This is a genomic window from Microbacterium sp., assembly GCF_052099035.1.
Taxonomy (GTDB): Bacteria; Actinomycetota; Actinomycetes; order Actinomycetales; family Microbacteriaceae; genus Microbacterium.
Genome location: NZ_JBQDSX010000046.1, coordinates 1 through 23,154 on the forward strand (window position 1 = coordinate 1; position 23,154 = coordinate 23,154).

Here is a 23,154-nt window from a genome sequence, read left to right on the forward strand (position 1 = left end):
GCAGACATCCGCCGCAAGGTCGAGATCGGCTCCTACGAGGGCATCCGCCACCGTCGTGGCCTTCCGGTCCGCGGCCAGCGCACCAAGACCAACGCCCGCACCCGCAAGGGCCCGAAGCGCACCGTCGCCGGCAAGAAGAAGGCCCGCTAAGCAGCGGCCAGGGAATAGGAGAATACTTTCATGGCTGCACCTAAGGCCGCCGCGCGCAAGCCGCGCCGCAAAGAGAAGAAGAACATCGCGCTGGGCCAGGCCCACATCAAGTCGACGTTCAACAACACGATCGTTTCGATCACCGACCCGTCCGGCGCTGTCATCAGCTGGGCATCGTCGGGTGGAGTGGGCTTCAAGGGCTCGCGCAAGTCGACCCCGTACGCCGCTGGTATGGCTGCCGAGTCGGCTGCCCGCCAGGCTCAGGAGCACGGCGTCAAGAAGGTCGACGTCTTCGTGAAGGGTCCGGGCTCCGGCCGCGAGACCGCGATCCGCTCCCTCACGGCCGCAGGCCTCGAGGTCGGCTCGATCCAGGACGTCACCCCGCAGGCGCACAACGGATGCCGCCCGCCGAAGCGTCGCCGCGTCTGATCCGGCTGCAGCGAGGGATGCTCCGGCATCCCTCGCTCTGCCCGTCAGGGCATTGACTTCCACAACTCAAAAACCTCACCCACCACATGTCATATAGCGGGCATGTGATCGAAAGGAACACAGAGTGCTTATTGCACAGCGTCCCACACTGACCGAGGAAAAGATCGTCGAGAACCGGAGCCGGTTCATCATCGAGCCTCTGGAGCCCGGCTTCGGTTACACGATCGGCAACGCGCTGCGTCGCAGCCTGCTGTCGTCGATCCCCGGTGCTGCTGTCACCAGCGTTCGCATCGACGGCGTGCTGCACGAGTTCAGCACCATCCCCGGCGTGAAGGAGGATGTCACCGAGATCATCCTCAACATCAAGCAGCTGGTCGTCTCCAGCGAGCGCGATGAGCCCATCACGGCATACCTGCGCAAGACCGGTGCCGGAGAAGTGACCGCCGCTGACATCTCGGCTCCGGCCGGTGTCGAGGTGCACAACCCCGAGCTGGTCATCGCAACGCTCAACGACACCGCGAAGTTCGAGCTGGAGCTCACGATCGAGCGTGGCCGCGGCTACGTGTCGGCGACCCAGAACCGCAACGAGTACGCCGAGGCCGGACAGGTTCCTGTCGACTCGATCTACTCGCCGGTCCTCAAGGTCAGCTACCGGGTCGAGGCGACTCGTGCCGGTGAGCGCACCGACTTCGACAAGCTCATCCTCGACGTCGAGACGAAGAACAGCATCATCCCGCGTGACGCTGTCGCTTCGGCTGCGAAGACCCTGACCGAGCTGTTCGGCCTCGCTCGCGAGCTGAACAACGAGGCTGAGGGCATCGAGATCGGCCCGGCACCTGTTGAGCCCGTGCTCTCCAGCGAGCTGTCGATGCCGATCGAGGACCTCGACCTTTCGGTCCGCTCCTACAACTGCCTCAAGCGTGAGGGCATCAACACGGTGTCCGAGCTCGTGGCGCTGTCGGAGACGCAGCTCATGAACATCCGCAACTTCGGCCAGAAGTCGGTCGACGAGGTGCGCGACAAGCTCATCTCGCTCGGTCTGTCGCTCAAGGATTCGGTGCCCGGTTTCGACGGCGCCCACTTCTACGGCGCAGGCGAAGACGAGTCCTTCTGACCTCCCCGAAATTCTGACCAGGAGTTAGATCAATATGCCCAAGCCCACTAAGGGACCCCGCCTCGGAGGCGGCCCCGCACACGAGCGTCTGCTGCTTGCCAACCTGGCTGCTGCTCTCTACACGCACAAGTCGATCAAGACGACCGAGACGAAGGCCAAGCGCCTGCGTCCGCTCGCTGAGCGTCTGATCACCTTCGCCAAGCGCGGAGACCTGCACGCACGCCGTCGCGTGCTGGCGATCATCGGTGACAAGGAAGTCGTACACGTCCTCTTCACCGAGATCGCACCGCTGGTCGCTGACCGTGAGGGCGGCTACACCCGCATCACGAAGGTCGGCAACCGCAAGGGCGACAACGCTCCGATGGCCGTGATCGAGCTCGTTCTCGAGCCCGTCACTCCCAAGGCGAAGAAGTCGACCACCAAGGCAGCCCCGAAGGCCGAGACGGCTGTCAAGGCCGACAAGGCTGACGAGAAGCCCGCTGCTGACGCTGGCGCCGAGTCGCAGGAAGAGGGGGCCGCCGCTGAGGCGACCGCCGCTGCTGCGGTCGTCGATGGCGAGTTCGGCGCGGACTCCGCTGCTCCGAACGAGGACGGGTCCGCTCCTGAAGGATTCGACATCAAGGGCAACAAGGACTCCATGAAGTTCCACCGCCCGGATGGCCAGTGGTACGAGCAGACCGTCGCTGAGGTCTGGTTCCGCACCGCTGAGGCCGCTGAGGCCGCTGGTTTCGTCGAGGCCGGCAAGTAACACCTCGTAGCGAAGGCCCGTCTATCCCGTTCTCGGGATGGCGGGCCTTCGCTCGTTCCGGGCGCGGATGCTGCAGACGCTAGGCTTGCGCGAGTGAGTGAACTTCCCGACGTGAAGGTCCGCGGTCCGCGCGCGTACCTCACCTTCATCGTCATCGGCCTCATCGCTGGACTCCTGTCCGGCCTGTTCGGGGTCGGTGGTGGCACGGTGATCGTGCCGCTCCTGGTCCTCCTGGTCCACTTCGATCACCGCATCAGCGCAGGTACCTCTCTTGCGGCCATCGTGCCGATCGCGAGTGTCGGTGTCATCTCGTACGCGATCCACGATTCCGTCGCCTGGATTCCCGCGCTCCTGCTGGCCGTGGGGGCTGTCGTCGGCGCACAGATCGGCACGCGACTGCTGCCGCGCGTTTCACAGACCGTACTGCGGTGGGGCTTCATCGGGTTCCTCGTCGTCGTCATCGTGAGCCTGTTCCTCGTCATCCCCTCGCGCAGCGCAGCGTTCGAACTCGGTTGGATCAACGGAAGCGCCCTCGTCCTGGTCGGTGTGGGCACCGGCATCCTCTCCGGCCTCATCGGTGTCGGTGGCGGGGTGATCATCGTGCCAGTGCTGATGCTCGCGTTCGGCACGAGCGATCTTGAGGCCAAGGGCACCTCGCTGCTGACGATGATTCCCACGGCGCTGTCCGGCACGATCGGGAACCTGCGCCATCGCAACGTCGACCTGCTCGCCGCCGGCATCATCGGCATCTCCGCCTGCACCATGACCGCGCTCGGCGCGTGGCTGGCGACACTGATCGACCCGCTCGCGGGGAACATCCTCTTCGCCGCGTACCTGATCGTGATCGCCACGCAAATGGCGATCAAGGCGATCCGCGGTCGCCGACGCTGAGTGGCAGGGTTTCTCCCGGAGCCCCCGCTGAGCGCGATGGTCGAGGCTGGATAGACTGATCCGGTGCCTGTGAACAACGAATTGATCGGTCGGGAGTTCCCGCCGACGCCTCCGTACCTGGTCGGCCGTGAGAAGGTCCGCGAGTTCGCTCGTGCCGTCTTCGCCGACGCTCCGCTGCATACCGATGTCGACGCCGCCCGCGCGCTCGGCTATGCGGATGTCGTCGCTCCGCCCACCTTCGCGATGGTCATCCAGGACCAGACGCTCCAGCAGCTGCTCGCCTCGCCCGACTCCGGCATCGTGCTGGCCCGTACCATCCACGCCGAGCAGAAGTTCACATACTCCAAGCCGATCGTCGCCGGTGATGAACTCACCGGACGGCTCAAGGTCACCGGCATCCGCAGGATGGCAGGAAATTCGATGGTCACCAGCGAAGCCGAGATCACGGATGCCGCAGGCGATCACGTCGTCACCGCGACGAGCGTGCTGCTGATCGGATCCGAAGAGACCGAGGGGGACGCATGACCTTTACCGTCGGAGAGATCGTCGCCGAGCGCACGATCCACCTCACGCGCGAGTCACTCGTCCGCTACGCGGGCGCGTCCGGAGACTTCAATCCCATTCACTACCGTGACGATGTCGCGGCATCTGTCGGTCTGCCGGGCGTGCTCGCCCACGGGATGCTGACGATGGGACTCGCCTCATCCGTCGTGATCGCGGCGCTCGATGCCGACACGAAGATCACCGACTACGGCGTGCGATTCACGCGCCCTGTCGTCGTCGATCCGGATGCCGGAGCAGATGTGTCGGTGCTAGCGAAGGTCGGCGCCGTCGATGAGACCTCGGCCCGCATCGACCTCACGGTCAAGCACGCCGACGCGACCGTGCTCGTCAAAGCGCAGCTGCGCGTCGCGATCTGAGAGACGAGCGCGCCGAGATGGTCGAGATCACCCCGCTTCCCCTTGCGGAGCTCACGACGCTGCACACGGGAGCTGCCCCCGAGCGGATGCTGGATGCTACGAGCGCCGACGAACTCGTCGCGGCCCTGCGCGAGACGTGGTCGCGCAACGACGAGTGGTTCGTGCTCGGCGGTGGCTCGAACCTGTTCGCCGGTGATGAGCCGTTCGAAGGCACGGTCATCCGCATTCTCACCACCGGCATCGAGCAGCTGCCGTCCCCCCACGAAAGCCGGAAGCGGCTGCGCGTGCAGGCCGGCCACAACTGGGACGACCTCGTCGCCTACACGGTCGAACACGGACTCGCCGGTGTCGAAGCGATGAGCGGCATACCGGGAACAGTGGGCGCCGCGCCCGTGCAGAACGTCGGGGCGTACGGGCAGGAGATCCAGGAGACTCTCGTCGAGGTCGAGCTGATCGATGAGCTGACCGGCGAAGTGTCCACGGTTCCAGCATCCGAATTGGGCCTGGGATTTCGCACTTCGGTACTCAAGCATCACTACGGCGGCGCGCCGATCCGACGCGCAGTGATCCTGTCGGTGACGCTCGATCTCGCCGACGTCGGCGCTGGCGGTCGCCGGATCGGCGGCGACCAGCTGCGTCGTGCCCTCGGAATCACGAGCGACGAACCCGTGCCGCTGACGAGTGTGCGCGAGCAGATCCTCGAGATCCGTGCCGCGAAGGGGATGCTGCTCGACCCGGAGGATCCCGACACTCGCAGCGCCGGATCGTTCTTCCAGAACATGGTCGTGCCGGAGTCCGTGGCGGCGCAGCTGCCCCCGGAGTGCCCGCGCTGGCCGGTGCAGGCCGACCACGACGTGACGACGGTGATTCCCCTGGAGTCGTACGACGGCTACGTGCCGCAGGCCCCGATGGTGCGCAGCGAGGTGAAGGTCAGTGCAGCGTGGCTGATCGAGAATGCTGGCATCACCAAGGGGTTCCACCTGCCACGATCGCGTGCGGGCATCTCGACCAAGCACGCGCTCGCGCTCACGAACCGCGGAGACGCGACCGCGGGTGAGCTGGCGGAGCTAGCCCGCTACATCCAGGCGCGTGTGCACTCCGAGTTCGGCCTGCTCCTCCAGCCCGAGCCCGTTCTGGTAGGCGTGGAGTTGTAAGCAGTACACTCGCGGAATGAGTGGACTCGTCCCGTACCTGTTCTTTCCCGGCAACGCCGCGGAGGCACTGGCCTTCTACCGTGATGTGTTCGGTGGCGAGCTCGTGCTCTACACGTACGCCGACGCACAGCGCACGGACGGGCCGGCCGACGCAATCGGTCACGGAATGCTGCAGGGGACTGTCGAGCTCTTCGCCGCGGATGCCGGACCCGACGAAGATGCCGTCCACATCGTCGGAACGAGCTTCTCGCTGCTCGGGACGGCAGAGCCCGACGTGCTCCACGAGTGGTTCGCGAAGCTGTCTGCCGGGGGAACAGCGATCGACCCGCTGCAGAAGCGTCCCTGGGGAGACTTCGATGGACAGGTCACCGATCGCTACGGCATCCGCTGGCTGATCGGCTACCAGGAGGGCTGACGTCGGCCCCGCCGACCTCAGCGCCGGGCGCGGCCTACGCGAACAGCTTCTGCAGGCGCTGGATGCCTTCCAGCAGCTGGTCATCACCGAGCGCATAGGACAGGCGCAGGTAGCCGGACGGGCCGAAGGCCTCGCCGGGAACGGCAGCCACTTCGGCCTTCTCGAGGATGAGGTCGGCAAGCTCCAGCGATGTCGTGGGCGTCACGCCGCCCCAACTGCGACCCAGCAGACCCTGAACATCCGGATAGACGTAGAAGGCCCCCAGCGGGTTCGGCACCTGGACGCCATCGATCTTCGACAGCTCGGAGACGATGAGCCGGCGACGGCGGTCGAACGCCTCGCGGAACTGCTCCGACTCGGTCTGCGGTCCGTTCAGAGCCGCGATCGCCGCGCGCTGCGCGATGTTGTTCACATTGCTGGTCAGGTGCGACTGCAGGTTTGCGGCGACCTTGATGGCATCTGCAGGGCCGACCATCCAGCCCACGCGCCAGCCGGTCATCGCATAGGTCTTGGCGACCCCGTTGACGAGGATGGTCTGGCCGGCAGCATCCGGCACGGCCTCGACGATCGACGTCGCCTTCACGCCCTCGTAGGTGAGGTTCTGGTAGATCTCGTCGGTGATGATCCAGATGCCGTGCTCGACGGCCCACTCGCCGATGGCCTTCGCCTCCGCGGCCGTGTAGACCGCGCCGGTCGGGTTCGAGGGCGAGACGAAGACGAGCACGGTCGTCCGATCGGTTCGAGCTGCCTCGAGCTGCTCGACGGTGACCTTGTAGTGCTGGTCGGCGCCTGCGAACACCTCGACCGGGATGCCGTCGGCCAGACGGATCGCCTCGGGATAGGTGGTCCAGTACGGTGCCGGCAGCAGTACCTCGTCGCCGGGGTTCACGACCGCCTGGAACGACTGGTAGACGGACTGCTTTCCACCGTTGGTGACGATGATCTGACTGGGTGAGACCTCGATCCCGGAGTCGCGCAGCGTCTTCGCCGCGATCGCCTCACGCAGGGCTGGCAGGCCGGGAGCAGGGGTGTACCGGAAGTTCGAGGGGTCCTTCAGAGCCTCGGCCGCGGCATCCACGATGAACTGCGGCGTCGAGAAGTCGGGCTCGCCGGCGGCATAGGAAATGACGGGTTTGCCCTCGGCCTTCAGCGCCTTGGCCTTGGCGTCGACCTTGAGGGTCGCCGACTCGGCGATTGCGGACAGTTTGCGGGAGAGGGGGGCGCGTTCGATCACGCCTCAAATGCTACTCGGAAGCATCGGACATCCCCAGCGACACATACTAGAAGTGACACTGAGTCCCAGCTATAGTGATTCGGAGTCTCGCAACACCGATCAGGAGTGAATGATGAGCGCTGCAACCCCGTACGTTCCGCCCGTCGCCGACTACGCCTTCCTCTATAAAGAGGCCTTCGGTCGGGACATCGTCGCCGCGGCATCCGATGGTGCGCTCAGCGCCGACGACGCCGTGGAGATCATCGCCGGTGCGGGGGAGTTCGCGGCCGAGGTCCTCGCTCCGCTCGACCGGGCCGGCGACCAGATCGGCGCGCAGTTGGTGAACGGCGAGGTGCATCTGCCCGAGGGGTACCCCGAGGCGTACCAGGCGCTCGTCGAAGCAGGCTGGGTCAGCGCGACCGCACCGGAATCCGCCGGAGGCGACGGACTCCCGCAGTCCGTCGGCGCCGGTCTCGGCGAAATCTGGAACGCGTCCAATGCCGCGTTCGCGCTGTGCTGGATGCTGGGGGCCGGGGCCATCCACGCGCTCGATGCCGCGGCATCCGAAGAACTGCGCGAGACCTACCTGAGCAAGCTCGTCAGCGGCGAGTGGACCGGGTCGATGAACCTCACGGAGCCGGAAGCGGGCACCGACCTCGGCGCGATCCGCACCATGGCCACCCCGCGCGACGACGGCACGTATTCGATCAGCGGGCAGAAGATCTTCATCACCTGGGGCGATCACGACGTCGCAGAGAACATCGTCCACCTGGTGCTCGCCCGTACGCCCGGTGCTCCGGACGGCGCCAAGGGACTGTCGCTCTTCGTCGCGCCCCGCATCCTCCTGAATGATGACGGGACGCTCGGGGAGCGCAACAGCATCGAGACCGTCGCGCTCGAGCACAAGCTCGGCATCCACGGCAGCCCCACCTGCGTGCTCGCCTATGAGGACGCGACCGGGTACCTCGTCGGAGAACTCAACGGGGGCCTGGCCGGCATGTTCGTGATGATGAACTCCGCGCGCGTGGGCATGGGGCATCAGGCCACCGGGATCTCGCACCGCGCCTATGAGGGCGCAGCGGACTACGCTGCCGGACGCCTCCAGGGGCCCGTGCTCGATCGGCCCGCGGGCGCTCCGATCGCGGAGCATCCCGATGTGCGCCGGATCCTGCGCTCCATGTCGAGCCAGGTCTTCGCGATGCGCGCTCTCTCGGTCTACGTCGGTGACCTGTTCGATCGCGGCGCCGATTCGCTCCGCATGGCCGAGCTGTTCGTGCCGATCCTCAAGGGCTGGGCCAGTGAAGAAGCGCTGCACGTGACCAGCGACGGCATCCAGGTATACGGCGGCATGGGCTTCATCGAGGAGACCGGCGCAGCCCAGCACTATCGGGATGCCCGCATCGTCCCGATCTACGAGGGCACCACGGCGATCCAGTCCAATGACCTCATTGGCCGCAAGGTGCTGCGCGACCGCGGCGCCACGGTCGCCGAGCTGTTCGCGCAGATGGATGAGACAGTGGCCGGACTGCGTGAGGGCGGAGAGATCGCTGTGCGTGTGGCGGATCGTCTCGGTCGTGCGCTGGATGCCGCGCGCCGCGCCACGGATGCACTTCTCGCGTTCGGTGCCGGACGCGACGCGGCATCCGTCAGCGTCCCGTATCTGATGCTGCTGGGAACGCTGGCCGGCGGATGGATGCATGCGCTCGCCGTCGTCGCCGTCGCAGCCCACGAGACGCCTTCCGACGAGGATGCCGCGCGCCTCACCAATGCCGACTTCTACACTGCGCACCACCTCGCGCACGTGCACGCGCTCGCCGAGACGGTCGCCTCCGGCGAGATTGGCTGACGTATCCCAACGAGAATCGTCCTACCGCACGAGACTTGTGCTGGTAGGACGATTCTCGTCGTGGAGACCGATTCTCGCGATCAGTCCTCGTCGACGAGGAACTTCGAGTAGGCCGACAGCGTGAGGAACGCGGGGAACTCCGCCCCCAGCGACACCTCGCGGAAGATCTCTGCCGCATCGTCGAAGCGATCGCCTGCAGAACGCGTGCTCTGCGCGAGCACCTCGGTGATCAGGCCCTCGATGTACTCGGGGGTGATGCGCGTACCGTCCTCGGTGGAGCGGTCCTGGTGGATCCACTGCCACACCTGCGATCGCGAGATCTCAGCGGTCGCGGCATCCTCCATCAGGTTGTCGATCGCGACGGCGCCCAGGCCCCGCAGCCACGCCTCGATGTAGCGGATCGCCACCGACACGTTGCCGCGCACGCCCGCCGCGGTGATCGGACGCCCGATGCGCAGGTCCAGCAGGTTCTCGGCAGTCACATGCACATCATCGCGCTGGCGATCGATCTGGTTCGGGCGGTCACCGAGCACCGCGTCGAACTCTGCCTGAGCCGTGGGGATCAGGTCGGGGTGCGCCACCCACGTGCCGTCGAAACCGTCGCCGGCCTCGCGCTTCTTGTCGGCCGAGACCTTCTCGATCGCGGATGCCGTCACCTCGGGGTCGCGGCGGTTCGGAATGAAGGCACTCATACCGCCGATCGCGAAGGCCCCGCGCTTGTGGCAGGTCTTGACCAGCAGCTCGGTGTAGGCGCGCATGAACGGCACCGTCATCGTGATCTCGCTGCGGTCCGGCAGCACGAATCGTGCACCGCGGCCACGGTAGTTCTTGATGATCGAGAAGATGTAGTCCCAGCGTCCGGCGTTCAGGCCCGCGCAGTGATCGCGCAGCTCGTAGAGGATCTCGTCCATCTCGAACGCGGCAGGCAGAGTCTCGATCAGGACCGTCGCGCGGATCGTGCCGTGCTCGATGCCGATGTAGTCCTCCGCGAACGTGAAGACGTCGTCCCAGAGCTTCGCCTCTTCGCTGGACTCGAGCTTGGCGATGTAGAAGTAGGGGCCGCGGCCGTTCTCGATCAGAGCCTTCGCGTTGTGGAAGAAGTACAGTCCGAAATCGACCAGAGACCCGGATGCTGCCATGCTGCGTCCGGTGCGATCGATGAAGGTCAGGTGCTTGTCCACCAGGTGCCAGCCGCGCGGACGCATCACGATGGTCGGCGTCTGCTCGGCGGTGACCTCATACGTCTTGCCCTCCGGAGAAGTGAACTTCAGCTCGCCGCGGATCGCGTCGCGCAGCGAGAGCTGGCCGCCGATGACGTTCTGCCAGGTCGGGCTGGTGGCATCCTCCTGGTCGGCGAGCCAGACCTTCGCGCCCGAGTTCAGCGCGTTGATGGTCATCTTCGGGTCCGTCGGGCCGGTGATCTCCACGCGGCGGTCCTCGAGTCCGGGGCCAGCGCCGGCGACCCGCCAGTCGGCGTCATCGCGAATGTGGCGGGTGTCGTCGCGGAACTGCGGGTCATGGCCGCTGCCGATTTCGAACCGACGGCGCATGCGGTCGGCGAGCCGGTCATGGCGACGGTTCGCGAAGCGGTGATGCAGCTCGGTGAGGAACGCGATCGCCTCGGGGGTGAGGATCTCGTCGAACCGATCGCGGACGGGACCGGTGACCGTGAGGGTGGGGCCCTGCTGGATGGTCTGCGTAGGAGCAGTGGTCGGTGCAGCGGTGGGAGTGCTCATGATGTCTCCTCGGTTGGTCGAGATGAATGGCTTGACATCCACTCTGAGTGAAGTTCACCACCCTGCACGTACATATCCCGAGTGAAGAATTCCAAAACTTCTGCTTTCGTGACAGAATCTCCTCCATGACGACCGCTGAAGCTCGAGAAGACTCCGATGCCCTCACGATCGGGCGTCGCATCCGCCAGCTGCGCACGGCGCGAGGCATGACGCTCGAAGGCCTCGCATCGGCCGTCGATCGCGCCCCCAGCCAGATGTCGATGATCGAGACGGGCAAGCGCGAGCCGAAGCTCAGTCAGCTGCAGTCGATCGCGCGCGCCCTCGGCGTGGGCATGGATGCGCTGATGGAGGGGGAGCCGCTCGACGAACGCAGCGCCGCCGAGATCGCCCTAGAGCGCGCCATGAAGGGGCAGACCTTCCAGGCGCTCGGCATCGATCCGTTCCGCATCTCGAAGACCGTTCCGATGGATGCTCTCAAGGCCCTGCTCGCGCTGCACAGTGAGATCGATCGGCTCAAGGACGAGCGTGCGGCAACTCCGGAAGAGGCGCGGCGGGCGAACGTCGAGCTGCGCCACCTCATGCGCAGCCAGGACAACTACTTCGAAGACCTCGAGACCCATGCCGCCGATATCCTCAGCGCCGTCGGACACCCCGGTGGCCCGCTCACCCAGCGCACGGCATCCGAGATCGCGGCGTACCTGGGCTTCACCCTGCACTACGCGCCGGACCTGCCCCAGACCACGCGCAGCGTCGCTGACCTCGCGAATGGGCGCCTGTATCTCTCGAGCAGCGTCCCGGCCAAGGGCGACGCGCGCACAGCTGTGCTGCAGGCGCTGTCGAGCCGCATCCTCGGGCACGCCGAGCCGCGCAGCTATGCGGAGTTCCTCCGCCAGCGTGTGGAGACGAACTACCTCACCGGGGCGCTGCTGATCCCCGAGGCGCATGTCGTGCCCTCGCTGAAGGATGCGAAACAGCGCCGCGCGATCTCGATCGAAGACCTCCGCGACGCGTACTCGGTCTCCTACGAAACGGCGGCCCACCGGTTCACGAACCTCGCCACGCGGCACCTCGACATCCCGGTGCACTTCTTGAAGGTGCACGAGTCGGGCACGATCACCAAGGCGTATGAGAACGACGATGTGAACTTCCCCACCGACCGGCTCGGGGCGATCGAGGGGCAGATGTGCTGCCGGCGGTGGACCAGTCGGACGGTCTTCGACGAGGACGACCGCTTCAATCCGTACTACCAGTACACCGACACAGGCAATGGCACCTACTGGTGCACAGCTCGGGTGGAGTCCTCGAGTGAGGGACTGCACTCGGTGAGCGTCGGGGTGCGCTTCGACGACACGAGGTGGTTCGTCGGGCGGGATACCCCGAATCGCGGTGTCTCGAAGCACTCCGTCGAGGTGTGCTGTCGTCGAGCGCCCGCCGATCTCGAGGAGCGCTGGCGCGAGCACTCCTGGCCGAACGTGAAGACCCCGCGCACCCTGCTCGCGACGCTGCCGACGGGATCGTTCCCTGGGGTCGACACGACGGATGTGTACGAGTTCCTTCAGGCGCACGCCCCGCGCTGACCGCTCCGAGCGCTAACCTGGCGAGGTCGTGACTTCAGGAGGGGCTGCCATGACCGACGAGCCTGTCGACGAACCTGCAGAAGAAACTCTCGAAGAGGCGAGCGCGCACCCGTGGCGTGACGAGACTCGTTCGCTCGTGAGCGGTGTCAATCTCATCGTGCTGATCGTGGCGATCGTCGCCGGCATCTGGGGCGTCTTCGATTCGATGACGGATGCCGATGGCGAACGCTTCGCCGGCAACCTCTTCATCGCAGCCCCGGGCATCTACGCCGGGTGGTGCATGCTCGAGATCGCATGGAAGCGCCTGGCGTCGATCGGAACCGTGATCATGCGCCTCGTCTCCGCCTGCTTCTTCGCCCCGGCCTTCGTCGCCGTTCCCGTGGCGGTGATTCAATTGATCGCTGTCGCGTTCCCCGGCGTTCGAGATGCCATCGCCGACGCTCAGACGCAGAACGGCGGCTTCCACTACTACTGGGACGCGGGGATCGCCGAGCAGCTGCTCCTCCTTCCGATGGGCAGCTATGTGATCGGCATGTGCGTCCCGCTGGGTGTCGCGCTCATCATTGTGCTTCCGGTCATCTCGATCCGCACACCGCACATCGCGGCTCAGGGCTCGCACCTGGAAAAGGTCGAGAGCGGCAAACGCATGTCCACCACCGCTTTCGTATTCGTCGGGCTCGGCGCGACCGTTCTCGGGATCGGCCTGTGGCAGTTCGGAGACGGGAGAAGCATCACCGAGTTCCCCGAGGACCTCGGCCGCCTCCTGCATGCGCTGACGACCTACGGAGTCTTCTTCTGGGACGATGCGGTGTGGCTGTTCGGTGTCGTCTTCGTCACTGCGGGTGTGCTGGTGATGGGCTGGGGGTGCGTGCGGGTGATGTTCGCGCGTGCGCATGCCCAGGCAGACTAGCTTCGTGCGTCACGCTATTGTGAGCGGATCGCGCAACGGCCAGCCCGCAGGAGGATGAGATGACACCCCGCTCTCGAATCGGGAGTGCGTTCGCCGCACGCGACCCCGGGCGGGCGAGGCTCACCGTCGCGATCGGCGTGGCGGTGGGCGCGGCGGCAAGCGCCGCGGTGGGCATGATCATCGTCAAGGAGTTCCACGCGGATGGCGGGCTGCTGGCGATGTCCGTGTTCCTGTCGGTGATGGCAGGAAACATGGTGCGCGACCGATCCGCAACAGGGCGAGTCGTCACGACAGCCCTGATGATTCCGGCGGTCCTGCTCGCCATCGTCGTGGCGGCCGCACTGTCATCGAACCGACTGGTCGTCATCGGTGTGTTCGTCGTGCTCTCCGGAGTCGCGATCTGGGTTCGCCGCTTCGGACCTCGTGCCGGAGCACTGGGGTCGCTGAGCTTCATGGGCTACTTCTTCACGCTGTTCATGAAACCGACGCTGGAGCACCTTCCGGTGTTCTGTCTCATCGGCGCGTGCGCGATCGCCACGCAGCTGGTGGTGCGGTCTCTCATGCTGCTGAAGCGTCCTCGCCCGGAGATCGACGTTCTCCTCAAAGAACTGCGGGCAGCATCGGCATCCGCACTGCGAGCGACATCGCACACCGATCACCGGGGCGGCCTGCGTGCCGCGCTCGCACGCGTCGATGATGTCGCCCGTGCGATCACCGCCTGGCAGCAGCACTTCCCGACCGACCGGTACGTCGCCTGCGACGAGGGCACCCTCGCCGCTCGGGTGCTGGATGCGCGCGTGGACACGGAAGAGGCCTGCTACGAACTGGCCAAGGGCGCCTCGCCCGGCGCCCCGGCCTCGCAGCACGCGACGTCACATGCTCGGGCGCAGCTCCGCATCATTCTCGACGAGCGCGCCTCTGCGGAGCAGCTCACTGCGGCGAAGGAGTGGGCCGAAGGCGTCATCGCACGCGGGCACCGCGGCGAGGACGGCGACTTCGCCGCATATCTGCTCGCGCGGAGCACGATCGCACATATGCGCGTGCGCGAAATCGACCTCTCGCACGGGCTCGTGCACGATGGGCGTCGGGTGAAGGAGACGAGCTCACCAGCCGCTGCGAAGAAACCCGCAGCCCGTCCTGCGCTGCACTGGGTCCCCTGGAGTCAGTGGCAGGCAACGAGCCGGATGGCCGTCCAGGCGATGATCGCGGCGGCACTCGCCTGCGCGGTCGGCGAGGCGATTTCGGCATCGCGCTGGTACTGGGCGGTCATGACCGCCTTCGTCATCTTCATCGGAGCGTCGACGCGCAGCGGCATCCTCACCCGTGCGTATCGACGCGTCGCCGGCACCGCGCTCGGGATCGTCGTCGGCGTGGTGCCGGTGATCCTGGCCGATCACAACAAGAGCGTCATGATCGCGATCTGTGTCGTCAGCGTGTTCTGCATGCTGTATTTCGGCCCGTTGAACTACGTCTATTCCGCATTCTCGCTGACGGTCATGCTCGTCGCGCTCTATGGGCTGCTCGGAGTCCTCGACACGAAAATTCTCGAGCTGCGCCTCATCGAAACGCTCTCGGGGGCGGTGATCGGCGTCGTCTGCGCCTACCTCATCGGATCGACCAACTCCCGACCGGTTCTGATCACCAAGGTGAACGCCTACTTCGACGCGCTCGATGCGGTGCTGAAATCCGTGTCGGCCGCCCTGGGCACCACGGGGCAAAAGGTCGGCGTGCTCTCCAGCCTTCGCACACTCGAGGCGACCCAGGCCGATGTCGATCTCTCCGTGTCCGGCATGGCTGCCGCCTTCCGCATCAGCGGAGCGCAGCGGGAGTCGACGGCCGTACACCTCATGTACGTCATCACGCGATCCGCGGCCCGTCTCACCCAGAGCGTCGTGACACCGGAATCGTCCGTCGCGCCCGAGACGCATGAGGCCTCGGCGCAGATTGTGGACGACGCGATCAGCACGGTGACCGCCTCAGCCGCCAACGCTCGCCGCGCAATATGCGAGCCCCACGCGGAACACGACAATGACCCTGATCGCCCCGCCGTCGTCCTGGCTCTTGACCAGCTGCCACCCGGGGCGAGCACGGCCGCGTCCGCCGCGATCATGGCGCTCGCGAGAATCGATTGGGCACTGCGACGGATCAGCGATGACACCACAGGGGGCACCGGGCGTCACAGCGAGATCCCGACGGTCGCCGCGTTGCCGGCCTGATCGGCGCGCACGCCGCAGCCTGTGCATCAGGCGGTCTGCAGCAGTGCCCACAGTTCAGCGCGGGCCGGGAACGATGACAGATCCAGATCGAGCAGTCGGGATGCTTCAGCCACCCGAGAGCGCAGCGTGTGGCGGTGGATGCCGAGTGCAGCCGCCGCCGATTCGAAACGTGCGTCGTGCTCCAGCCAGGTGCGCAGCGACCGTTCGAGCTCGCGACCGTCTGCGCGCAGCGGCGCGAGACGGGACTGGGCCATGAGCCGAGCCTCGTCCGTGGCGAGAGCGCCGAGGATGCCCGTGGCGGCCGTGTCCGCATAGCGCACAGCCCCGCTGCCCCCGTGGGTGAGCGCCGCGCTCGCTTGCGCGTGCGCGCGTGAGAACGCTGCGTAGTCTTCGGGTGCGGAGACACCGATGCGGATGCCGAAGTCTGCGGCCAGATCGTCGAACAGGGTGCCGTCGTCCGCCGTGGCAACCATGACGATTCCAGCATCCGGGCCGGTATCGAGGAGCACTGCTCGGTGACCGGCTCGCCGCCGTTCCCACCACGGCGCGATCGCATCGGCTGGAGCATCGGCCTCCGCGATGGCGACCGTGACCGGGGGTGGGGGAATCGTGCCGAGTACATGGCGCGCGAGGGTCGGGTCATCTAGCAGCAGCGATGCCAGTACCTGGGCGTGGAGCCGGCGGTACGCCGCGGTCAGCCGCTCGTTCTGCTCCATCGCAAGGCCCGCCATCGCGATGACCGATGTGACCACCGCGCGGGACTCCGCGTCGAGAGCGGCGGTGCCGATGCAGATCACGCCACGCAGGTGCGGGGTGCGGCCGAGGGTGAACAACGTGAACGAGTCAGCCCCCAGCGTCAACGACTGACCGGCCTGTCCACCGCGGGAGATGAGCTCGGTCGCTCGAACGGCGAGAGCATCGACAGCTTCGGTCGCGACGCCTCGCTGCGGATGCTCGTGCACCAGCACCCCGGTCGCATCGAACATCCCCACCCAGTGTCCGAGCCGGCGAGCAAGCTCGGTCAGCGTGGACTCGAGGCCCTCGGGGCGAAGGGCCGCGATCGCGAGTGCGTGCTGAGCATCCAGCGCCCAGGTGCGACGAGCGTACGACTGCGCCGCGATCGCCTCGGCATGAGCGCGGGCGATGGCGATGAACGGTGTGTCGTAGGGAACCTCGAACAGCGGGATCCCCGCCCCGGCGCAGGCACCGACGAGCCGCTCAGGAATGTGCGGGCGCTGCACCCCGGTTCCGAACCCCAGCCCGATGACCTCGCGATCGGCGAGGCGGGTGACGTAGGCCTCGATGTCGTCGGCGTGCTCGTCGACGAACTGGCTGCCGGTGGTGAGAAGCGCGAGATCATCGGCGAGGAACGGAGTGGGGTCGGGGAGATCAGAGGAGTGCACCCAGCGCAGTGGTCGGTCCAGGTTCTCCGCGGGCAGCCGGCTCTCGTCACCGACTAGACGGAGACCGAGGTCGCGCCGGCCGAGCAGAGCACGCAAGGTGGGCTGGTCCACGGCATCCTCCGGCAGTGTTGTACGGGCAGGCAGTGTTATACGAACAGGCGAACAGGTTGGCTAAATTGTACGCTCTGGCGAGTGCAGAGCGGGATAGTCCGGTCTACGCTCACGAATATGGCCCTTCTCGAAACCGCATCGCCTGCTGTCGCACCCTCCGGCGGACCCGATCTCCCTCAGGTGCGTCGCCTCGTCACCGAGCTTCCCGGTCCGCGCTCCGCCGCGATCCTGGCGCGAAAAGCGGATGCCGTTCCCGCCGGAGTCGGGCACACGGTTCCTGTCGCTGCCGTGGCCGCGGGCGGCGGAGTCGTGGTCGATGCCGACGGCAACTCATTCATCGACCTCGGCAGCGGCATCGCTGTCACCACGGTCGGCAACGCGCACCCGAAGATCGCCGCCGCCGTTGCTGCTCAGGCTGCGCAGTTCACGCACACCTGCTTCATGATCTCGCCCTACGAGTCGTACATCGAGGTCGCTGAGGCGTTGAACCGGCTCACCCCCGGCGACTTCGCCAAGAAGAGCGCCCTGTTCAACTCCGGCGCCGAAGCCGTCGAGAATGCGATCAAGATCGCGCGCAAGCACACCGGACGCCAGGCCGTCGTCGCCTTCGACCACGGCTACCACGGCCGGACGAACCTCACCATGGCGCTGACGGCGAAGTCGATGCCGTACAAGAGCGGATTCGGCCCATTCGCCCCCGAGGTCTACCGGGCACCGATGTCCTACCCCTACCGCGACGGCCTATCCGGGGCGGATGCCGCGGCGCGAGCGATCCTGCAGATCGAGAAGCAGATCGGCGCCGACAACCTCGCAGCCCTCGTCATCGAGCCGATCCAGGGGGAGGGCGGCTTCATCGTTCCCGCCGACGGATTCCTGCCAGCACTTGTCGAGTGGTGCCGCGCGAACGGGGTCGTCTTCATCGCCGACGAAGTCCAGACCGGATTCGCCCGCACCGGACACATGTTCGCCAGCGAGATCTTCGGCATCGAGCCCGACCTCATCACCACGGCCAAGGGCATCGCCGGCGGTCTCCCGCTCGCAGCCGTCACCGGTCGGGCGGAGATCATGGATGCTTCGCACGCCGGGGGGCTCGGCGGCACCTACGGCGGCAACCCGATCGCGTGCGCCGCAGCTCTCGCGGCCATCGACATCTTCGAGAACGACGGGGTCATCGAGCGGGCGCAGCAGATCGGCAGCATCCTCGGTGACCGATTGCGCGCGATTCAGGCGACCGATCCTCGGATCGGCGACGTGCGCGGGCACGGAGCGATGATCGCCGCGGAGTTCGTCGACGCGGCAACAGGTGCGCCGGATGCCGCGCTCACCGCCGCGGTGGCGAAGGCCGCCATCGCCGAGGGCGTGATCGTCCTCACCTGCGGCACCTACGGCAATGTCATTCGATTCCTGCCACCGCTCTCCATCGGCGACGAACTGCTGAACGAGGGCATCGACATCGTAGCCGCGGCGCTCGCCGCAGCCTGATCCACTGGGAAAGAGACGACCATGACCACTGCGCTTGCAGCGAATGAGACCGAGCTTCTGGGCCGGGTTCCCACCGGGCTGTTCATCGGGGGCGAATGGATCGATGCCGAGGGCGGACGCACTTTCGATGTGCGCGACCCGGCGACCAACGCCGTGCTCGCATCGATTGCCGATGCGACAGCGAGCGATGGCATCCGCGCCCTCGATGCCGCTGTCGCCGCGCAGGAGATGTGGGCGGCCACGGCGCCGCGCGAGCGCAGCGAGATCCTGCGCCGAGCGTTCGATCTCGTTCAGCAGCACAAAGAGGACCTTGCGCTGCTGATGACGCTCGAGATGGGCAAGCCGCTTGCTGAATCACGCGGTGAGGTCGTCTACGGCGGAGAGTTCCTGCGCTGGTTCAGCGAGGAAGCCGTGCGCATCTCGGGTCGATACGGCATCAATCCGGAAGGCACCGGGCACATGGTCGTCTCGCAGCGGCCGGTCGGTCCGTCGTTCTTCATCACGCCGTGGAACTTCCCGTTCGCGATGGCCACCCGTAAGATCGCCCCGGCCCTCGCAGCCGGATGCACCGTCGTCATCAAGCCGCCGGCGCTCACGCCGCTGACGACGATCTTCTTCGTCTCGCTGCTGGAGAAGGCGGGTCTGCCGGCCGGTGTCGTGAACGTCGTGCAGACTTCTTCCTCGTCGAAGCTCTCGGCGCCGATCATCGCCGACCCCCGGCTGCGCAAGCTGTCCTTCACCGGTTCGACGGAAGTCGGCCGTGCGCTCATCGCCCAGGCCGCCGAGGGCGTGCTGCGCGTATCGATGGAACTGGGCGGCAACGCTCCCTTCGTCGTCTTCGAGGATGCCGACCTCGATAAGGCCGTCGACGGCGCGATGGCGGCGAAGTTCCGCAACATCGGTCAGGCCTGCACGGCCGCGAACCGTTTCATCGTGCAGTCCTCGATCGCCGGCGAATTCGCCGATCGGGTCTCCGCTCGGGTCAAGGAGATGAAGATCGGTCGCGGCACCGAGGACGGCGTCACGATCGGGCCGCTCATCGATGCGGATGCCGTCGCCAAGGCCCATGACCTCGTCGGGGATGCGGTGAAGCGCGGAGCCCGTGTGCTCGCGGGCGGTGACGTGATCGAGGGAGAAGGCACATTCTTCGAACCGACCGTGATCACAGACGTCGCAAGCGGCAGCGACATCCTCCGTGAGGAGATCTTCGGACCGGTGCTCGCCATTGCCACCTTCGACACCGAGGAGGAGGGCGTGCGCCTCGCCAACGACACCGAATACGGCCTGGTCTCGTACGTCTTCACGGAGGACCTCGCCCGCGGACACCGCATGATCGATGCCCTCGAGACCGGCATGATGGGTCTCAATGTGGGTGTGGTCTCGAACGCGGCTGCTCCGTTCGGCGGAGTCAAGCAGTCCGGTGTCGGTCGCGAAGGCGGCTTCGAGGGCATCCACGAGTACCTGTCCACGAAGTACACCCTGATCCCCGCCTGAGAGGACGAACGAAGATGACCGGCTACACCGTGACCAACCCCGCCACAGGGGAGATTCTCGCAACGTACGACACCTTCACCGACTCTCGGATCGAGGATGCTGTCGCGCGAGCGGATGCCGCGGCATCCACCTGGGCGTCCACGCCCGTCGCAGACCGCGCGGGTGTCATCCGTCGCATTGCCGATCTGCACCGGGAGCGCGTCGATGAGCTCGCCGCGGTGATCGTCAAGGAGATGGGAAAGCCCATCGCCGCAGCGGTCGGCGAGGTCGAGTTCGCGGCCGACATCATCGAGTTCTACGCGGACAACATCGAGCGGATCACGGCGGACCAGCCGCTCGAGATCGTGGGGGAGGGCACCGCGGTGATCCGGCGCGCACCGCTCGGAGCGCTGCTGGGCATCATGCCGTGGAACTTCCCGGCCTACCAGGTGGCGCGTTTCGCGGCCCCGAACCTCGCGATCGGCAACACGATCATTCTCAAGCACGCCCCGCAGTGTCCGGAGTCATCGGCGATGCTCGAGGTGATCTATTCGGATGCCGGACTCCCCGATGGCGCGTACGTCAACGTGTATGCGACCAATGAGCAGGCGGCGACGATCATCGCCGATCCACGTGTGCACGGAGTGTCGGTGACCGGGTCCGAGCGTGCGGGAGCAGCCGTGGCCGAGATCGCCGGACGCAACCTGAAGAAGGTCGCCCTGGAGCTGGGCGGATCGGATCCGTTCATCGTGCTCTCGACCGACGACCTCGACGAGGTCGTCCAATCGGCAGTGGACGCACGGCTGGACAATAACGGTCAGTCCTGCAACGGTGCCAAGCGCTTCATCATCGTCGATGGTCTCTACGAACAGTTCGCCGAGAGGTTCGTCACAGCCCTTGCCGCCGTGAGCGCTGAGGATCCGACGCAGGAAGATACGGTTCTCGGGCCGCTCTCGTCGCTGGCTGCGGCCGAGCGTCTGCAGGCGCAGGTCGACGGCGCAGTCTCCCAGGGCGCGACGCTGCTCACCGGCGGCACTCGCGACGGGGCGTTCTTCGCTCCGACCGTGCTGGCGGATGTCACCGCCGACATGGACGTGTACCGCGAAGAGCTCTTCGGTCCCGCCGCGGTCGTGTACCGCGCCGCCGACGAGGACGATGCCGTGGCGATCGCGAATGGAACCCCGTTCGGGCTCGGGTCCTATCTGTTCACGACCGATGCCGAGCAGGCGCAGCGCGTAGCGGATCGGATCGAAGCGGGCATGGTCTACATCAACCTCGTGCTCGCCGACAGCCCCGAGCTCCCCTTCGGTGGGGTCAAGCGCAGTGGCACCTCGCGGGAACTGGGCCTGCTGGCCGCGGACGAGTTCGTCAACAAGAAGCTCATCCGCACCGCCTGACTGCATCCGGTCGCTGAGCCTGTCGAAGCGCCCGGAATAACGCGTATGGTCAGAGCCATGGTCAACATTGCAGAGAACATCGTCCAGACTCTTCGCGCGAACGGCATCGACCGGGTCTACGGCATCCCCGGTGATTCGCTCAACGGCTTCACCGATGCGCTGCGCAAAGACGGCACGATCCGGTGGCTGCATGTGCGGCATGAGGAGTCGGCCGCGTTCGCCGCAGCTGCGGATGCCGCGATCACCGGTGACCTCGCCGTCGTTGCGGGCTCCTGCGGTCCCGGCAACCTCCACCTGATCAACGGCCTGTTCGACGCGCAGCGCTCCCGTGTGCCCGTGCTCGCGATCGCCGCGCACATCCCGACGAGTGAGATCGGCACCGGATACTTCCAGGAGACGCACCCGCAGGAGCTGTTCCGAGAGTGCAGCGTGTACGTCGAATACGTCGCTGACCCGGTCCAGATGCCTCGAATCCTCGAGATCGCCATGCGCGCCGCGATCGAACAGCGCGGGGTCGCGGTCATCGTCATTCCCGGCGACGTCGCGCTCGATGAGGTTCCGGTGAACCGCACGACGGTCATCAAGCGCACGCATCCGGTCGTCGTGCCCAGTGCACCGGAGCTCGAGAAGGCAGCCGAGCTGCTGAACGCGGCCAAAAAGGTGACCATTCTCGCCGGGGCCGGCGTCGAGGGCGCCCATGACGAGGTGGTGGCGCTCGCCGACCGCCTCGGCGCGCCCATTGTGCACGCGCTGCGCGGCAAGGAGTTCATCGAGCACGACAACCCGTTCGATGTCGGGATGACGGGCCTGCTCGGCTTCGCTTCGGGGTACCGCGCGATGGAATCCGCCGACACGCTGCTCGTGCTCGGATCCGACTTCCCTTACGCGCAGTTCTATCCGGACGGCACCACGACCATCCAGGTCGATATCCGCGGTTCGCAGCTCGGCAAACGGCATCCGCTCGACCTCGGTCTCGTCGGCGATGTGAAGGCGACGGCTGACGCGCTGATGCCGAGGATCGCCGCGAAGACCGACCGCTCGCACGTCGACGACGCCGTCGCCCATTACCGCAAGACCCGTGCGAAGCTCGATGAGCTCGCGGTGCCATCGAAGGGGAAGAGCCCCATTCACCCGCAGTACCTCGCCCGGCTTCTGGACGAGCATGCGGCCGATGATGCGGTCTTCACCGCCGATGTCGGTTCTCCGACGGTGTGGGCAGCGCGATACTTCACGATGAACGGTCGTCGCCGACTGATCGGCTCGTTCACGCACGGGTCCATGGCGAATGCGCTCATGCACGGAATCGGTGCGCAGACCGCACAGCCGAAGCGACAGGTGGTCGCGCTCGCCGGAGACGGGGGACTGGCGATGATGCTGGGTGAGCTCATAACGCTCACCCAGAACAAGCTGCCCGTCAAGACGATCGTGGTCAACAACTCCTCGCTCAACTTCGTCGAGCTCGAGATGAAGGCGGCGGGTTTCGTTACCTATGCCACCGACCTCGAGAACCCGAATTTCGCAGCCGTGGCCGAAGCGCTCGGCATCTTCGCGCGGCGCGTCGAGCGGAGCGAGGATCTGCCGGATGCTGTCGCCGCAGTCCTCGCGCACGATGGGCCCGCGCTCCTGGATGTCGTCACGGAGCGGCAGGAGCTCTCGATGCCTCCGACGGTGACGGCTGAGCAGGTGAAGGGCTTCGCCCTCTACGCGATTCGTACGGTGATGTCCGGCCGGGGCGACGAGCTCCTCGACCTTGCCAAGGCGAATTGGCGTCAGCTGTTCTGAGTCGGGGGTGCGGGATTCACGGCCGTCCCGGTTCGCCGGGCCGCGTGGCATGCCGTACACTGGACAGGCAGTTGTCTGCATTCTTTTCTCGTGCCTTTGGTGTGGGTGAGGGGCAGACTCCGAGCCCACCAGGGCTCTAGGGCGGTAGCTCAATTGGCAGAGCAGCGGTCTCCAAAACCGCAGGTTG

Annotated in this window: 20 protein-coding genes; 17 read left to right on the plus strand and 3 right to left on the minus strand. The window is 66.4% G+C overall.

What is annotated here, in order from left to right; all coding sequences use genetic code 11:
* From rpsM to ACTIAO_RS12970, 9 genes are all read left to right on the plus strand, one after another.
* Window positions 1-150: 30S ribosomal protein S13 (gene rpsM / locus ACTIAO_RS12930; protein ID WP_441906650.1), on the plus strand; the 150-nt coding region annotated here is incomplete at its 5' end.
* A 30-nt stretch (window positions 151-180) separates the two neighbouring features.
* Entirely contained in the window at window positions 181-579 is a 399-nt protein-coding gene (gene rpsK, locus ACTIAO_RS12935; protein ID WP_033106075.1) for a 30S ribosomal protein S11, read from the plus strand.
* Window positions 580-703: 124 nt separating this feature from the next.
* Window positions 704-1,693 carry a DNA-directed RNA polymerase subunit alpha gene (locus tag ACTIAO_RS12940; protein ID WP_441906632.1) on the plus strand — a complete coding sequence of 330 codons (990 nt, stop codon included), beginning with the start codon at window positions 704-706 and terminating at the stop codon, window positions 1,691-1,693.
* Between the two features lie 34 nt (window positions 1,694-1,727).
* Window positions 1,728-2,441: a 50S ribosomal protein L17, sunset domain variant gene (rplQ, locus tag ACTIAO_RS12945; protein WP_441906633.1), complete on the plus strand. Its 714-nt coding sequence runs from the start codon at window positions 1,728-1,730 to the stop codon at window positions 2,439-2,441.
* A 93-nt stretch (window positions 2,442-2,534) separates the two neighbouring features.
* Window positions 2,535-3,332, plus strand: coding sequence for a sulfite exporter TauE/SafE family protein (locus ACTIAO_RS12950; RefSeq protein ID WP_441906634.1), 798 nt, complete (start codon window positions 2,535-2,537; stop codon window positions 3,330-3,332).
* Window positions 3,333-3,395: 63 nt separating this feature from the next.
* On the plus strand, window positions 3,396-3,857 hold the full coding sequence (locus tag ACTIAO_RS12955) for an FAS1-like dehydratase domain-containing protein (RefSeq protein ID WP_441906635.1): 462 nt from the start codon (window positions 3,396-3,398) through the stop codon (window positions 3,855-3,857).
* Window positions 3,854-4,252, plus strand: coding sequence for a MaoC/PaaZ C-terminal domain-containing protein (locus ACTIAO_RS12960; protein WP_441906636.1), 399 nt, complete (start codon window positions 3,854-3,856; stop codon window positions 4,250-4,252). Before ACTIAO_RS12955 ends, ACTIAO_RS12960 begins: the two co-directional genes overlap by 4 nt.
* 17 nt (window positions 4,253-4,269) lie before the next feature.
* Window positions 4,270-5,406 carry a UDP-N-acetylmuramate dehydrogenase gene (locus ACTIAO_RS12965; RefSeq protein ID WP_441906637.1) on the plus strand — a complete coding sequence of 379 codons (1,137 nt, stop codon included), beginning with the start codon at window positions 4,270-4,272 and terminating at the stop codon, window positions 5,404-5,406.
* A 16-nt stretch (window positions 5,407-5,422) separates the two neighbouring features.
* Window positions 5,423-5,821 carry a VOC family protein gene (locus ACTIAO_RS12970; RefSeq protein WP_441906638.1) on the plus strand — a complete coding sequence of 133 codons (399 nt, stop codon included), beginning with the start codon at window positions 5,423-5,425 and terminating at the stop codon, window positions 5,819-5,821.
* A gap of 34 nt (window positions 5,822-5,855) precedes the next feature.
* Here ACTIAO_RS12970 and ACTIAO_RS12975 read toward each other — a convergent pair whose 3' ends face one another.
* The gene (locus ACTIAO_RS12975) at window positions 5,856-7,055 is read right to left on the minus strand and encodes a pyridoxal phosphate-dependent aminotransferase (protein WP_441906639.1); all 1,200 of its coding nucleotides are present in this window, start codon (window positions 7,053-7,055) and stop codon (window positions 5,856-5,858) included.
* 112 nt (window positions 7,056-7,167) lie between these two features.
* On the opposite strand from ACTIAO_RS12975, the gene ACTIAO_RS12980 reads away from it, so the two are divergent.
* Complete coding sequence (locus ACTIAO_RS12980; RefSeq protein ID WP_441906640.1) at window positions 7,168-8,880, plus strand: acyl-CoA dehydrogenase; 1,713 nt, start codon at window positions 7,168-7,170, stop codon at window positions 8,878-8,880.
* A gap of 80 nt (window positions 8,881-8,960) precedes the next feature.
* On the opposite strand, the gene aceB is transcribed toward ACTIAO_RS12980, so the two are convergent.
* Window positions 8,961-10,616 (minus strand): malate synthase A, encoded by a 1,656-nt coding sequence (gene aceB, locus ACTIAO_RS12985; protein ID WP_441906641.1) that lies wholly within the window; start codon window positions 10,614-10,616, stop codon window positions 8,961-8,963.
* Window positions 10,617-10,741: 125 nt separating this feature from the next.
* On the opposite strand from aceB, the gene ACTIAO_RS12990 reads away from it, so the two are divergent.
* From ACTIAO_RS12990 to ACTIAO_RS13000, 3 genes are read left to right on the plus strand one after another with little or no spacing between them, the layout of a single operon-like run.
* Window positions 10,742-12,193 carry a helix-turn-helix domain-containing protein gene (locus ACTIAO_RS12990; RefSeq protein WP_441906642.1) on the plus strand — a complete coding sequence of 484 codons (1,452 nt, stop codon included), beginning with the start codon at window positions 10,742-10,744 and terminating at the stop codon, window positions 12,191-12,193.
* A gap of 49 nt (window positions 12,194-12,242) precedes the next feature.
* A complete protein-coding gene (locus tag ACTIAO_RS12995; protein ID WP_441906643.1) occupies window positions 12,243-13,103 on the plus strand; it encodes a hypothetical protein in 861 nt (286 codons plus the stop codon).
* Between the two features lie 59 nt (window positions 13,104-13,162).
* Window positions 13,163-15,319 carry an FUSC family protein gene (locus ACTIAO_RS13000; RefSeq protein ID WP_441906644.1) on the plus strand — a complete coding sequence of 719 codons (2,157 nt, stop codon included), beginning with the start codon at window positions 13,163-13,165 and terminating at the stop codon, window positions 15,317-15,319.
* Window positions 15,320-15,345: 26 nt separating this feature from the next.
* On the opposite strand, the gene ACTIAO_RS13005 is transcribed toward ACTIAO_RS13000, so the two are convergent.
* Window positions 15,346-16,833: a PucR family transcriptional regulator gene (locus tag ACTIAO_RS13005; RefSeq protein ID WP_441906645.1), complete on the minus strand. Its 1,488-nt coding sequence runs from the start codon at window positions 16,831-16,833 to the stop codon at window positions 15,346-15,348.
* Between the two features lie 117 nt (window positions 16,834-16,950).
* Here ACTIAO_RS13005 and gabT point away from each other — a divergent pair, with 117 nt between their 5' ends.
* The 4 genes from gabT to poxB are packed head-to-tail and all read left to right on the plus strand — an operon-like array spanning window position 16,951 to window position 22,967.
* A complete protein-coding gene (gabT, locus tag ACTIAO_RS13010; RefSeq protein WP_441906646.1) occupies window positions 16,951-18,315 on the plus strand; it encodes a 4-aminobutyrate--2-oxoglutarate transaminase in 1,365 nt (454 codons plus the stop codon).
* A 21-nt stretch (window positions 18,316-18,336) separates the two neighbouring features.
* Complete coding sequence (locus ACTIAO_RS13015) at window positions 18,337-19,809, plus strand: NAD-dependent succinate-semialdehyde dehydrogenase (RefSeq protein WP_441906647.1); 1,473 nt, start codon at window positions 18,337-18,339, stop codon at window positions 19,807-19,809.
* A 14-nt stretch (window positions 19,810-19,823) separates the two neighbouring features.
* Window positions 19,824-21,185 carry an NAD-dependent succinate-semialdehyde dehydrogenase gene (locus ACTIAO_RS13020; RefSeq protein WP_441906648.1) on the plus strand — a complete coding sequence of 454 codons (1,362 nt, stop codon included), beginning with the start codon at window positions 19,824-19,826 and terminating at the stop codon, window positions 21,183-21,185.
* Between the two features lie 57 nt (window positions 21,186-21,242).
* Window positions 21,243-22,967: a ubiquinone-dependent pyruvate dehydrogenase gene (poxB, locus tag ACTIAO_RS13025; RefSeq protein WP_441906649.1), complete on the plus strand. Its 1,725-nt coding sequence runs from the start codon at window positions 21,243-21,245 to the stop codon at window positions 22,965-22,967.
* Window positions 22,968-23,154: the final 187 nt, after the last annotated feature.

What these genes read in the sequence shown, in the direction of transcription:
- ACTIAO_RS12980 (WP_441906640.1), top strand. Translation starts at nt 7,168, where the DNA reads ATGAGCGCTGCAACCCCGTACGTTCCGCCCGTCGCCGACTACGCCTTC.
- ACTIAO_RS12960 (WP_441906636.1), top strand. Translation starts at nt 3,854, where the DNA reads ATGACCTTTACCGTCGGAGAGATCGTCGCCGAGCGCACGATCCACCTC.
- ACTIAO_RS12970 (WP_441906638.1), top strand. Translation starts at nt 5,423, where the DNA reads ATGAGTGGACTCGTCCCGTACCTGTTCTTTCCCGGCAACGCCGCGGAG.
- ACTIAO_RS12965 (WP_441906637.1), top strand. Translation starts at nt 4,270, where the DNA reads ATGGTCGAGATCACCCCGCTTCCCCTTGCGGAGCTCACGACGCTGCAC.
- ACTIAO_RS13015 (WP_441906647.1), top strand. Translation starts at nt 18,337, where the DNA reads ATGACCACTGCGCTTGCAGCGAATGAGACCGAGCTTCTGGGCCGGGTT.
- ACTIAO_RS12995 (WP_441906643.1), top strand. Translation starts at nt 12,243, where the DNA reads ATGACCGACGAGCCTGTCGACGAACCTGCAGAAGAAACTCTCGAAGAG.
- rplQ (WP_441906633.1), top strand. Translation starts at nt 1,728, where the DNA reads ATGCCCAAGCCCACTAAGGGACCCCGCCTCGGAGGCGGCCCCGCACAC.
- ACTIAO_RS12990 (WP_441906642.1), top strand. Translation starts at nt 10,742, where the DNA reads ATGACGACCGCTGAAGCTCGAGAAGACTCCGATGCCCTCACGATCGGG.
- ACTIAO_RS13020 (WP_441906648.1), top strand. Translation starts at nt 19,824, where the DNA reads ATGACCGGCTACACCGTGACCAACCCCGCCACAGGGGAGATTCTCGCA.
- ACTIAO_RS13000 (WP_441906644.1), top strand. Translation starts at nt 13,163, where the DNA reads ATGACACCCCGCTCTCGAATCGGGAGTGCGTTCGCCGCACGCGACCCC.
- gabT (WP_441906646.1), top strand. Translation starts at nt 16,951, where the DNA reads ATGGCCCTTCTCGAAACCGCATCGCCTGCTGTCGCACCCTCCGGCGGA.
- rpsK (WP_033106075.1), top strand. Translation starts at nt 181, where the DNA reads ATGGCTGCACCTAAGGCCGCCGCGCGCAAGCCGCGCCGCAAAGAGAAG.
- aceB (WP_441906641.1), bottom strand. Translation starts at nt 10,616, where the DNA reads ATGAGCACTCCCACCGCTGCACCGACCACTGCTCCTACGCAGACCATC.
- poxB (WP_441906649.1), top strand. Translation starts at nt 21,243, where the DNA reads ATGGTCAACATTGCAGAGAACATCGTCCAGACTCTTCGCGCGAACGGC.